This is a genomic window from Actinomadura meyerae, from assembly GCF_900188445.1.
GTDB classification, from domain to species: Bacteria; Actinomycetota; Actinomycetes; order Streptosporangiales; family Streptosporangiaceae; genus Spirillospora; species Spirillospora meyerae.
The window spans coordinates 18,105-30,496 of record NZ_FZOR01000017.1; the positions used below are offsets into that span (position 1 = coordinate 18,105).

At 71.2% G+C, this 12,392-nt stretch carries 11 protein-coding genes; 10 read left to right on the forward strand and 1 reads right to left on the reverse strand.

Translation table 11 applies throughout. From position 1 onward, the window contains the following. Positions 1-47: 47 nt before the first annotated feature. Together CHF16_RS18630 and CHF16_RS18635 are read left to right on the forward strand one after the other, a co-directional pair. Entirely contained in the window at positions 48-800 is a 753-nt protein-coding gene (locus CHF16_RS18630) for a hypothetical protein (RefSeq protein ID WP_179271587.1), read from the forward strand. 18 nt (positions 801-818) lie between these two features. Beyond that, complete coding sequence (locus CHF16_RS18635) at positions 819-1,604, forward strand: hypothetical protein (protein WP_218826727.1); 786 nt, start codon at positions 819-821, stop codon at positions 1,602-1,604. A gap of 8 nt (positions 1,605-1,612) precedes the next feature. Here CHF16_RS18635 and CHF16_RS39540 read toward each other — a convergent pair whose 3' ends face one another. Then, the gene (locus CHF16_RS39540) at positions 1,613-2,515 is read right to left on the reverse strand and encodes a hypothetical protein (protein WP_143228040.1); all 903 of its coding nucleotides are present in this window, start codon (positions 2,513-2,515) and stop codon (positions 1,613-1,615) included. Between the two features lie 157 nt (positions 2,516-2,672). Here CHF16_RS39540 and CHF16_RS18640 point away from each other — a divergent pair, with 157 nt between their 5' ends. From CHF16_RS18640 to CHF16_RS18675, 8 genes are all read left to right on the forward strand, one after another. Continuing rightward, positions 2,673-3,206 carry a hypothetical protein gene (locus CHF16_RS18640; protein WP_089327342.1) on the forward strand — a complete coding sequence of 178 codons (534 nt, stop codon included), beginning with the start codon at positions 2,673-2,675 and terminating at the stop codon, positions 3,204-3,206. Between the two features lie 214 nt (positions 3,207-3,420). After that, complete coding sequence (locus CHF16_RS18645; RefSeq protein WP_143228041.1) at positions 3,421-3,900, forward strand: hypothetical protein; 480 nt, start codon at positions 3,421-3,423, stop codon at positions 3,898-3,900. A gap of 25 nt (positions 3,901-3,925) precedes the next feature. Further along, positions 3,926-4,228, forward strand: a complete 303-nt coding sequence (locus tag CHF16_RS18650) for a hypothetical protein (protein WP_143228042.1) — start codon at positions 3,926-3,928, stop codon at positions 4,226-4,228. 1 nt (position 4,229) lies between these two features. Next, positions 4,230-4,652, forward strand: a complete 423-nt coding sequence (locus CHF16_RS18655) for a hypothetical protein (protein WP_089327345.1) — start codon at positions 4,230-4,232, stop codon at positions 4,650-4,652. Between the two features lie 65 nt (positions 4,653-4,717). Then, positions 4,718-5,335: a hypothetical protein gene (locus CHF16_RS18660; protein ID WP_089327346.1), complete on the forward strand. Its 618-nt coding sequence runs from the start codon at positions 4,718-4,720 to the stop codon at positions 5,333-5,335. 24 nt (positions 5,336-5,359) lie between these two features. Further along, positions 5,360-5,968 carry a hypothetical protein gene (locus CHF16_RS18665; RefSeq protein WP_089327347.1) on the forward strand — a complete coding sequence of 203 codons (609 nt, stop codon included), beginning with the start codon at positions 5,360-5,362 and terminating at the stop codon, positions 5,966-5,968. Between the two features lie 55 nt (positions 5,969-6,023). Next, positions 6,024-11,012: a hypothetical protein gene (locus CHF16_RS18670; protein ID WP_089327348.1), complete on the forward strand. Its 4,989-nt coding sequence runs from the start codon at positions 6,024-6,026 to the stop codon at positions 11,010-11,012. Positions 11,013-11,035: 23 nt separating this feature from the next. Beyond that, positions 11,036-12,388, forward strand: a complete 1,353-nt coding sequence (locus tag CHF16_RS18675) for a hypothetical protein (RefSeq protein WP_089327349.1) — start codon at positions 11,036-11,038, stop codon at positions 12,386-12,388. Positions 12,389-12,392: the final 4 nt, after the last annotated feature.

Consider the following 12,392-nt stretch of genomic DNA (forward strand, 5'->3'; position numbering starts at 1 on the left):
CCGGGGCGGGCACGGACAGCCGGGCCCCTGGGGGAAGGAGTTGAGCGGTGGATTGGGTGATCCCCGTCAAGCAGGCGGAGCCCACCGACGAGCTGCGGTACGCGCTGCGGTCGATCGCCGTGAACGCGCCGCACGACCGGATCTGGCTCGTCGGCTACCGGCCTGCCTGGGTCCGCGGTGTCGAGCACATCCCCACCCGGCAGAAAGGCACCAAGTACGCCAACACCACCCTCGCCGTCCGCGCCGCCTGCGAGCACCCCGACGTGTCCGACCCGTTCGTCCTCGCCAACGACGACTTCTTCATCCTGCGGCCCCTCCGGCGGGTGCCGGTCCTGCACCGCGGCCCCGTCCGTGACGTCGAGGCGTACTACGCCACCCGCGCCAACGGGAAGTACGTGCGCGGCATGCGCGAAACCCGCGAGCTGATGGAAGCGCTCGGCATCGAGGACCCGCTGTCGTACGAGCTGCACGTCCCCCTCCCGATCCGCAAGAGTGGGATGCTGCGGGCCCTGGACGTCGGCGCGCACCTGCCCGTGCTGCACAAACGGTCCCTGTACGGCAACCTGGAGCAGATCGGCGGCGACCAGATCCGGGACGTGAAAGTTATTCACGGCGGCGGCGGGTTCCCCACCCGGGGGACGTTCCTGTCGACGATGCAGGTGTCCTGGCACGGCCGCGCCGGCGCGCTCGTCCGCGCGTCGTTCCCGCGCCCCGGCCCGTACGAGACGGCCCCGCCCAGTGTCCGCGGCATTCCTGCCCGGCCTCAGCCTCAGTTCCGGCGCCGGCCCGCCGGCAGGTAGAGGAGGGGGCGGGAGGGGATGGCGATTCGGACCGAGCCTTGCGACTGGCCGATCGATGCCGGGTGCTGCCCGGAGTGGGACGACACCCCGGAAGAGGACAGGGAGTTCGCGCAGCGGGTCGCGTCCGAGCTGGTGTGGCGGCTGTCGGGACGGCGGTTCGGGCTGTGCGAGGTGACGTTGCGGCCGTGCCGCCGGTCCTGCGCCGAACCCACCGCCGGCGGGCTGGTGGGAGGGGCGCCGTTCACGCCCTACATCCGGGACGGGCAGTGGTACAACGCCCGCTGCGGCTGCTCCACCGACTGCTCCTGCAGCGAGCTGTGCGAGCTCGCGCTGCCGGGCCCGGTGCACGACATCGTGGAGATCCGCGTGGACGGCGACATCGTCCCTGCGGGCGCGTACCGGGTCGACAACCACCGGATGCTGGTGCGGACCGACGGGGACTGCTGGCCGCTGTGCCAGGACCTGGAGGCGGCGCCGGATGAGCCGGGCGCGTTCGCCGTCACCTACCGGTGGGGGATCCCGGTGCCGCCGGGCGGGCAGTACGCCGCCGGCGTGTACGCGTGCGAGCTGATCAAGGCGTGCGCGGGGTCGGGGGCGTGCCGGCTACCGAAACGGGTGCAGCAGATCACCCGCGAGGGCGTCACGATGGCGTTCATCGACCCGATGCGGTTCCTGGCCGACGGTCTCACCGGCGTCCCCGAGGTCGATGTGTGGGTGATGTCGGTGAACCCGCACGGGCTTCGCGGACGGTCCCGTATCCACTCGGTGGATCACCGGCCCGCTCGGAGGTCCACGTGGCCATGATTGGGACACTAGGTCTTTGTTTCGAGTCCACCGTGCTTGTTAAAGCGTAGATCTGGGCATTTTGGCCCGTCGTGGCAAAGACTCCAGCGCTTGGTCTTCGGGGAGTATTTTAGTTGAGGAATGGGAAGCTCCTCCCCAACTACTCTAAACGGCTTCTTTTTATCGCCTATAATCGTTCTGGAAACTTTGCCGCCCTGAGTCCAGGTAAGAGTTGCCCTCCATGTGCAGTCGCAGTAATAGGTCTGAGCTGCAATATAGAGGTGCTGCAGTTCTTCGGCGTGAATTTCCAGAGGGAACTCCATTGGCTTCATTGGCCGACGCGTTTGGTAGAGATCTTTAGGAGTGTCCTTTGCGAGGAGGAGTGGAGGGGCGTAGTCGAGGTCTGCCGTGAGGTAATAGGATGGCCGTATGGAGGGAAGTCCGTGGTAATCAGGGCAGTCAATGAAAAATGACGCTCCGCCCTGAAGGTTGCGACTTCGGCTAACTATCTCCACGTCCAGGTCGATAAGAGATATTGGTTTGGTTGATGTGGAAAGAACAACTTGAACGCTGGATCGACCAACGGTGAGTTGATGTCGTGTGACCCATTTGGCGAACTCTATGGTCTTTGTCTTATCGTCGGGATGAAAGTTTGAGGGAACTTGTTGGTCGACATAGTTCCAGCCGCACATGGAGATCGACAGAGCCTCAAACCGCTTGTTCAAATCTATCACTGAAACTTCTATTCCCTTCAGTGGGAGAAAGAAGTCCTTGACGACTCGGGGCAATGGTGTAAACCATGCGACCAGCAGGGCAACGACAGTGCTCACAAAGATCGGTGAGCTGAACAGGCGAGTCCGGGGAGGTGGTTCAGTTGCCTGAGTTCGTCTACGGCGTTCAGCTATTGACCTCACGATGTGCCTTCTGTCCACGATCACTAGTATGCCTCGCAGAGCCATCAGGGTCAGCTGCTTTGCAAACTAATGAGCTCCTAGCTCGCGCTGTTCGCCCAGAAGGTTGCCGCCGCTGCGGGAACCTTCACACCGTTTCTAGATGTGGAGGTCCAAGATCGCTGTTTCAGATTCGGTGATGCCGCTTGCAGAGCGGCTGCTGGACTGCCTGTGTGCGCTGCTGGAGGGCACCGTCGGCGGGCCGGTGTGCCACTGCTGCGTCTACCCCGGCAAGGTCGTCCCGGTCGACTACTGCTGCGAATGCCCCGGCGCGGGGGAGGGGCAGGCGTGGGTGCGTATCGACCGGATCTACCCCACCTCCGGTCGGTTCCCGGCCCCGGCGACGCAGGTGGAGCCGTGCGGGGCGGGCGGCGGCTGGGCGGCCGAGCTGGTGATGGGCGTCTACCGCTGTGTCGCGACCCTCGACGACCAGGGCAACCCGCCGCCGTGCCAACGGATCTGGGCCGACGCCGAGAAACTCGCCTCGGACGCGGCGGCGATGCGGGCTGCGGCAGTGTGCTGCTTCCCCGAGGAGGGGACGCAGTCGGTGCCGGGGGAGTACGAGCCACTGGAGTCCGAAGGCGGCTGCGGGGGCGGCACGATGCGGCTGCTCGTCCGGTTCGACGAGTGCTGCCCCGACCTGGAGGCCGAGCCGGGCTTCCAGCCCGCCTAGCCCCGGGCCACAACCCCGCCTCATATCTGCTTGCCGGTACGGGCTGCGCCGCCGCTGCCGGATCCGGTCACATGCTCGGCGGGTTTCGGTAAACCAGCCCCCGCACCGCGCCACGGGCGGCAGGGTGTCACCCGACACCACCCTAAGTCACCTTCCCCTTTTGAGGAGCCCTACGATGCTGCGCTCGTTCGCTGTTCCCCTCACCGCTGTGGCCGTGGCTGTGGCTGTGGCCGGGTGCGGGGGCGACAAGGCCCCCGCCGAGGCCGGCACCGCCCCGACCCCGGCAGTGACTCCGTCGTCACCGGCGCCGTCGGCTGAGCCGGTCACCGAGCAGGCCGCGAAGGCCGCCGCGAGCGAGATGTTCGAGGCGTTCTCCTCCGGGGACTACGGCGCGGCGTGGGACCTGTGGTCAGGTGAGGCGCAGAAGACGATGAGCCGCGCCGGCTACCTGCGGTTGAACGAACTGTGCAGGCCCGCGGCTGAGGGTGTGCCGATCACGCTGAAGAAGGTCCGGCTTGAGGGCACGGTCGCGGTCGTGCGGGCCGAACGGGTCGGGATGGGGTTCACCTACCGGTTCACGCACGAGGCCGGCCGGTGGGTGTACGTGCCCGACAAGGAGGTGCTGGCCGAGTACCGGTCGGGGACGGTGGAGCAGATCGCCGCGAAACGGCGCAAGGACAGCCGCTGCGCGTGACCGCCGCGCGGCTACCGTCGGGGTCATGAGCAGTGATGAGACGGCCCCGCCGGTCGTGGTGGTGGCGACATGGAACACCCGCCTGTGGGGGCGGCGCCGCGGCCACGTCCAGGAGGTCGAGCTGACCGGGACGGTGCGGGGCGCGGCCTCGCACGGCTACCTGACGTTGACCACCCCCGAGGGGGATCCGGTGCCGGTGGAACGCGCCCACCCGAAAACCACACGGCCGGGCGGGGGCGGGGTGGTGCCGCCGTCGGCGCGGCCGGTCGTCTCCCCGCGCCCGCCGCGCCGCCGTATCGTGCCCGCGCCGGGCTCGGGCGGGGTGTGACATGGCGGCGCGGGTGCGGATCAACCAGGCCGCGCTCAACCACATGCTGCGGGGGCGGGGCGGCCCGGTAGACGAACACGTCCGGACGTTGACGCGCCGGACCGAGACGCTCGGGAAGCGGAACATCCGGGTCGACACCGGCCGGACCCGCGCCAGCATCCACTCCAACGTCCGGACCCGGGGCACGCTGGTGATCGGCTGGGTCGGCACCCGGTCGAAGGTCGGGCTGTGGCTGCATGAGGGGACCGGCGTGTACGGGCCGCGCGGCCGCCCGATCCGGCCGAAGAACGGCCGGTTCCTGGTGTTCACGCCCAAGGGCGCGTCCGGTGTGGTGTTCGCGCGGGAGGTCAAGGGTGTGAAGGGGGACGAGTGGCTGGTGCGGGCGCTGCGGGAAGCTGTGCCGTACCCGGTGGTGGAGTACTAGCCTGACGGGGTGGGCCGCTGGCGATGGGCCGGGCCGAAGCCTCCACTAGAAGGGGCGGCCCGCCGATGCCCGCTTCCAAACCCACCACCAACACCCCCTCCTCCTCCTCCTCTTCTCGTGGAGGGGCGCGGGCCGGCACCTCGCGGTCGCGGTCGCCGAAGACCGCCGCGCCGGCGGAGGGCCCGCATACCGACGACCTCGATCCCGGCCAGGGCGACGGGCACGACCTGGACCACGACGCCGACCTCGACCTCGACCTCGACGACGAGCTCGATGACGACGAGGTTGAGGAGGTCGACGTCGAGCCCGAGCTGGTCTTCACCACCACCAAGAAGGACCGGCCCACCGCCGACGAGCAGGAGAAGATCCCGCTCGAGGTCGACGGGGAGATCTACTACTCGGTGAAGCCGACCGATGAGGCGCTGGTGTTCCTCACCACCGCGTCCTCGCGGGGCCTGTCGGACGGTGACCGGTTCAACGCCATCCTGCAGTTCTGCGACAACGCCCTGACCTCCGACTCCAGCAACCGCATCACCCAGCGTTTCCTCGACCGTGAGGACGATTTCGAGTTCGAGGACCTGCTGGAGGTCACGAAGGCGATCGCGAAGGCGTGGGGCCGACGCAAGGGCACCGGGAAACCGCCCGTCCGCCGCCGGCGCCGCACCCCGGCACGGCGCCGCTAACCCCCGCCGAGGGGGTGCAGAAGGGTGGAGCGTCCGTCCCGCGCCGCCCATGCCGGGCCGCCCCGCTCCTACCAGCTCGACGGCGACGTGTATGAGCTGACCGGGTCGTGGTGGCCGCTGCTGGAGCGGCTCGCCTACGAGCACTGGCAGGTGAACCTGCTGCTGGACATCACCCACGACGCCGGGGAGCTGTTCGGGCGGCTGATGGACCCCCACGATGATCTGGGCCTGCCCGACCTGCGGCACGTCGCCGAGACGCTCGTGCAGGCCGCGACCGGCCGCCCGTGGTGGGTCGCGCAGCGGCTCCTGGTGACCGCTGACGCGCACTGGGAGCTGCTGGACGGGACCTGCCTGACCGCCGGCGTGGACCTGGCCGTCCTGATCGACACCGCGCCCGCCCGCGCCTGCAACGTCATCTACGCGTGGCTGGTCGAGGGCGCTGACGACAAGGCCCGTGACCGGCTCGACCACAAGCTGACGCTGCCGCCGCCGGAACTGGTGCGTGCCCCGTCCCCGCAGGCGCAGGAGTGGATGGCCGAGCGGGAGGGCGCCTCGTTCATGGCGGCGATGGGCGCTGCCCGGTCGGAAGGGCTGCTCAAACCGCCGCAGCCGCAAGGCTCCCGGCTAGCCTGAGAACAGTTTCAGCCGCTGGCGTTGGGCCGGGCCCCTTGAGCACTTGGGGTGCCGGATGCGGACGCTGGGCGAGGCCGCGGTCGAGATCATCGCCGAGACCGGCGATTTCGACGACGACCTTCGGCGTCGCCTCCAGCAGGCCGTCGACGAGTCCGCCGACGAGATGCGCGAGGACCTGCGGCGCGTGTCGCGGCAGGCCGAGGAGACCGGCCGGTCCCTGCGCCGCGAGATCGGCGAAGGCGCCGGGTCCGCTGCCCGCCGCGTCGACCAGCTTGAGCAGGTAGCGCGCCGCGCCGAGCAGGCCATGCAGGACATGGACCCCCGGCAGCTGCGCAGGGTCGCCGAGGAGGCCGACCGGGCCCGCGGCCAAATGCAGGAGCTGATCCGGCAGGCGCACCAGGGCGAGGGCGCGTTCTCCCGGATGGACCCCGGGCAGATCCGGCGGATCTCCGAGCACGCCGAGCGCGCGTTCCGGGACATGGAACGCCTCGGCAACCAGACTCGCCGCGCCGCCGACGAGGTCGAACGGTTCGGCAACCACGAAGAGATTCAGCGGCTGGCGTTCGAGCTGGAACGTTCCCGCCGGCAGGCCGAACGGCTCAACCAGACCAGGTTCCGGCGGCTGGGCGGTGAGGCGCGGCAGGCCGGCCGGGCGGTGTGGCAGGCGTTCCGCGGCAACAGCGAGCAGGCCGAGCGGGCGCTGCGCCGGATCGACAACGTGCAGTTCCGGCTGCTGGTGCGGCGGGCCCGCGACACCGCCGACCGGGTCGGGCGGGTGTTCCGCCGCATCGGGGACGGTGACCGCGTCGGCGAGTCGATGACGCGGCTGCTGCGGACGTTCACGATGCTGGCCGGTGCGGCGGCCGCGGTCGGCGCGCTCGGCGCGGCCCTGTCGGGCCTGGTCGCCGTCGCCGGCGGTGTCGCAGCGGTCGTCGCACCGTCGTTCGAGATCATCGCTGCCGCGCCGGCGGCGGTGCTGATGGCGGCGGCGGCGTTCGCGACGCTGAAGGTTGCGCTGGCCGGGGTCGGTGACGCGTTCACCGCCGCGCTGACCGGCGACGCCGCCGAGTTCGAGGAGGCGCTGGAGGGGCTGGCGCCGTCGGCGGCGAAGGCGGCGCGGGAGGTCCGGGCGCTCAAGCCCCGCCTGGACGATCTCCGCACCAGCGTGCAGGGCGCGTTCTTCGACCAGCTCGACGGTGAGATCACCGCCGTTGCGCGGAACCTGGCCGGGCCGCTGAAACGCGGCATGACCGCCACCGCCGCAGAGTTCGGGCGGCTGACCCGGTCGGTGACGACGTTCGGCCGGTCGGCGGAGGCCGCTGACCTGGTCCGGGACGTGTTCGGTGCGCTGCGCGGCACGCTCGCGTCGGTCCGGTCGGACACCATCACCAACCTGCTCGGGTCGTTCTCCCAGTTCGTGCGGGCGACACTGCCCGGCTTCGACGGCCTGGGCGGCGCGATCGACGGCGCGTTGGGCAGGCTCGCGAACTTCCTGGGGGAGGCCGCCGCCGGCGGTAACGCGCTGCGGTGGGTGCGGGAGGGCACTGCCGCAGTCCGCGCCCTGGGGGCGCTGCTCGCCGACCTGGGCCGTGTCGTCGCCGGGGTGTTCCGCGCCATACAGCAGGCGTCCGGTGGGGCGCTCGGCGCTGTCGGCCGCCTCGCCGACTCCATGGCCGCGTTCGTCAACTCCGCGCGCGGGCAGGAGCAGCTGGTCGCGGTGTTCCGCGGCATGAACGCGATCGCCGCGCAGACCAGCCCCGTCCTCCAGGCCCTCATCGGCGGCCTCGCCACCCTCGCACCGATCATCGCCGGGCTCGCCGAACAGATCGGCCCGACCCTCACCGCCGCCATCCAGGGCCTGGTCCCCGCCCTTGAAGGGGTCGGCCGCGGCCTGCTCCCCGTCGTTCAGGGGATCCGGCAGGCCGTCGAAGAGGTCGCCTCCTCCGGCGCGCTCGGGCAGCTCGGGGACGCGCTCGGCGAGGTCCTGGCCGCGGTCGCGCCGCTGATCCCCGCCCTGTCCGGTGCGCTGGTGTCGGCGCTACGGTCCCTGGCGGTCGTCGCGGCCGCGCTCGCGCCGGTCCTGCGGGTCGTCGCGTCGGCGTTGGCGGCGCTGCTGGCCTCGCCGCTGGGTGCGGCGCTGGGCCCCTTGATCGCGCAGCTGATCCTGGTGCGGATCGCGACCGGCGCGTGGGGCACCGCCCTGCGGTCCCTGCTGCCGGTGCTGAAACTGGCCGGCAAGGGCGCGATGTCGCTCGGCAAGAGCCTGGTCGCGGCGGTCGCACGGCACCCGATCGGCGCGGTCATCGTCGGGATAGCACTCGCGCTGGGGTTCGTGCTGTCGCGGCTGGAACCGGTCCGTGCCGCGTTCGCGCGGCTCCGCGACATCGTGGTCGAGGGGTTCGGCCGGCTCCAACAGTTCGGCGCGAGCCTGCTGAACACGTTCCGGAGCGAGGGGCCGGTCGCGGCGCTGCGGCAGCTCGGGTCGGCGATCGTGTCCGGGCTCGGCACCGCCGTGTCGGCCGGGCTGCGGCTCGTGCCTCGGCTGATCACCGGGATCTTGTCGGGCATCGCCACGGCGATCGCCGCGGTGCCGGGCCCTCTGTCCCAGCTCGGTGCGGCGGTGCAGGCCGGGCTGCAGCGGGCCGCCGTCGGGATACCGGCGTTCGCCCGCTCCCTGGCGGCCGGGCTGCGGGAGGCGTTCGGGGCGCTGCGTGAGCAGGCCCCCCAGATAGCTGCGGCGCTGCGCACCGCCGTATCCGGCGCGGCACAAGCCCTGTCGACTGAGGGCCCGCGGATCGCATCAACGCTGCAGGCGATGCTCGGCAGCGCGTTCAACGCGCTCACCAGCCACGGGCCGCAGCTCGCCCAGCAGCTGATGAGCGTGTTCGAGCAGGTCAACTCGGTTCTGCTGCGGATGGCGGCCGACGGGATCCGCCGGGCCGGGGACGCGGTCGCCCAGCACCTGCCGGGCCTGGCCACACGCCTGTCGGACGCGTTGACCCGCATGATCACCAGGGCGGGTGAGGTGATCCCGCAGGTGCTGGCGCAGCTGTCGCAGCGGATCTCCCAAGGGCTCGGGCAGGCCGTCGGCGACGCCGCTGGCGGAGCCGCAGCCGGCGGCAGCGGCGGCGGGCTGCAGAACAGCCTGATCAGCCTGATCTTGGATGTCGGCCTGGCGGTCGTGGAGCAGATCCCCAAGCTGACCCCGATCATCGTCCGCGCGATCGCGCAGATCAGCCTCGCGGTGGCGCAGGCGACGGCGCAGGCCGCGCCCGGCATCATCGCCGCTGTCGGGCAGCTGCTGCTCACCGTCGCGCAGACGCTGCTGACCCGGCTCGGGGAGTTCCTCGCGTCGCTGCCGGGGCGGCTGCTCGGATGGCTGGCCGGGCTGGCCCCGGCGATGGTCAACGCCGGGCTGCAGGCGATGACGGGGCTGCTGAGCGGCCTGGTCACCGGGCTCGGCACCGTGATCGGCTACGTGCTGAGCATGCCGATCCGGATCGCCGCCGGGTTGGCGGCGCTGGGCATCTACCTGTTCCAGCGCGGGTCGCAGGCGATGGGGCAGCTGCGGTCCGCGCTGGCGTCGGGGGGCGAGCGGGCGGTCGCGTTCGTGCGGGGGCTGCCGGGCCGGATCGCGGGCGCGCTGGCGTCGCTGCCGGGGCTGCTGGCGTCGCGCGGGTCGTCGTCGATGAGCCGCCTCACCTCCGCCCTCTCCAGTGGGGCGGGCCGTGCGGTCGGGGTTGTGCGGGGCCTCCCGGGCCGCATCGTCGGCGCGTTGAGCGGCCTGGCGGGGCAGCTCGCCGGGGTGGGGCGGGCGGCGATGAGCGGGTTCATTTCCGGTGCCCGCTCCATGGCCGGGCAGATGGTGTCGGCGGTGACCGGCCCGATCCGCGACGCGATCAACCAGGCCCGCTCCATTCTGAAGATCGGGTCGCCGTCGAAGGTGTTCCGCGACATCGGGCGGTTCACTGCGCAGGGGTTCGTGCAGGGCATGACCGGTGAGGCGTCCAAGATCCAATCCACGGCCGACAAGCTCGTCTCGTTGATCACCAAGGCGTTCGCCGGGAAGCGCGGGAAACGCACCAAGACCGATGACCGGCTGATCGCGCTGGTCCGCAACACCAACACCAAGCTGCAGGCGCTCGCCAAGCAGCGCAGCACGATCGCCGAGCAGATCAAGGCCGCCAACGACAAGGCCGCCGAGGTCGCCCAGAGCGTGCGGCAGTTCGCCTCCCTCACCGGCGCCGCCGGCGATCTGACCGCCGACGGCCCCGACACGCCCGTCACCTCCCGTGGCCTGGCCGACCAGCTCAAGGACCGGTTGAAGCAGCTGCAGCAGTTCCAACGCGACCTCAACGACCTTGCCCGCCGCGGCCTGTCGAAGGACCTGGTGGAGCAGCTGATCGCGGCGGGGCCCGAGCAGGGCGCCGAGCTGGCCCGCGCGATCGCCGCAGGCAGCAACTCCACCATCAAGGAGCTCAACGACACCCAGGCGGCGATCGCCGCGACCTCCAAGAGCATGGGCAACCAGGCCGCCGACCTGCTGTTCGACGCAGGCAAACGCGCCGGGGACGGGTTCCTCACCGGCTTGAGATCGCAGGAGAAAGAGATCACCAAGCTGATGACCCGGCTCGCCGAGCAGGTCGCCCGCACCGTGAAGAAGACCCTGAAGATCAAGTCGCCGTCGCGGGTGATGTCCGGGCTCGGTGAGGACACCCTCGCCGGCTACCTGCTGGGGCTGGAGCAGATGGCGCCCGCGATCCAGGCGGCGATGGCGTCCGCGGTGCGGGCCCCCGCAGCGCAGCGGCTCGCGCCCGTCCTGGCCCCGGCCGGGCGGCGGGTCGCGCCGCTGGAACCCGCCCGCCCCGCCGCCGGCGCGTCCGGGCCGGGCGGGGGCCGGTGGGGTGACGGGTGGCGGACCCGCCCCCATGTGGTCCGGAACACCACGGTGAACGCGCCGGTGAACCTCACCATCCCCACCCCCGACCCCGAGGCCGCGGCCCGAGCTGTGTCCGAGCGGATCGCCGCGCGGGTCACCCGATGAACCCCGACGATTAGGGAGGCGATGTGGCAGCCCTCGACTATCTCTGTCTCGGCGGGACCGAGATAGCTAACAGCGCCCGGACCACCGCCTACGCCCGCAACGGTCTCAAGCCGCACACCATGTCGGTCGGGGACTGCGGCTGCCCGGACCTGGCGCAGGTGTTGGGCGACCCCGAGTATCGGCGCCCGGAGTTGGACACCGAGTCGCCGCCGGCGTGGGTCGACCCGGCCGTCCCCGAGTCGTGGGAGTTCGCGGGGTTGCTGATCACCAGCATTGAGGGGTTGGACGCTGCGCCCGCCTCGCGGGAGGTGTCCGACCGGATCGGGGACGGCGCGGTGATCGGGCGGCGCCGGTACGGGCCTCGGACGATCACCGTGACCGGTGTGCTGCTGGGGTCGTCGTGCTGCGGCATCGACTACGGGATGCGGTGGCTCGCGGCGGCGTTGCGGGGGTCGATGAACTGCGGGCCCGGCGGCGGCTGCCGGGGAGACGACCTGGTGTATCTGACGTGCTGCCCGACCATCTGCGAGGACGCGCCCGGCTTCACCTCCTACGCCGACTGCGCGGAACCGTACTGGCGGACGCTGCGGGAGGTGGCGCTGGTGTCGGGGCCGACGAAGACCGGCAGCGTCGGCGGCGCCTGCTCCTGCTGCCAGACCTGCCCCGCCGCCGAGGTCGAGTTCACGTTGGTTGCGGGCCGCCCTCACGCGCTGCGGGAACCGGTCACCGTCACCGAGCCGGGCGAAACCTGGACGTTGGACGACGCGGAGATCGGGTGCGTGGAATGGGTCACCGACCCCTCCTGCACCGACACCAGCGGGGGCGGGTGCGGGCCGTCCGCGCCGTCCTGTCTGGACACCACCCTGGCCGAGATGGGGTGCGCGCCGACGCTGCCGCCGCCGCTGCCGGTGGTGCACAACCCGTGCGCCTGCGAGCCGCTGACCCGCCGCCGCCACTGCGTGGAGATCCCCAGCGCCGTTCTGACGCCGATCTGGTCGGATGTCGTCGCCGACCTGGAGATCTACGCGGGCGGGCAGACGCTGCGGAGCGTGCGGGTGCGGTTCTACCCCAACCCGCTCGGGCTGCCGAGCGTCGACGACCTGGACGAATGCGGGTACTGCGCCGAGCTGAACATCACCGCCATCCCCGCCTACTCCACCCTCCGCGTCGACGGCACCCGCCGGCAGGTCACCGTGACCTGCCCCGGCTCCGACGAGGTGCCCGCCGCCGCCGCGGTGTCGGGCGACAACGGCGGCCCCTACACCTGGCCCGTCCTGGACTGCGGTGTCCCGTACATCGCGTGTGTCGAAGCTGACGCCGCGACCATCGCGGCGGACGCGGAGATCACCGTCCGCGTCATCTCCCGGGAGGTGTGACCGG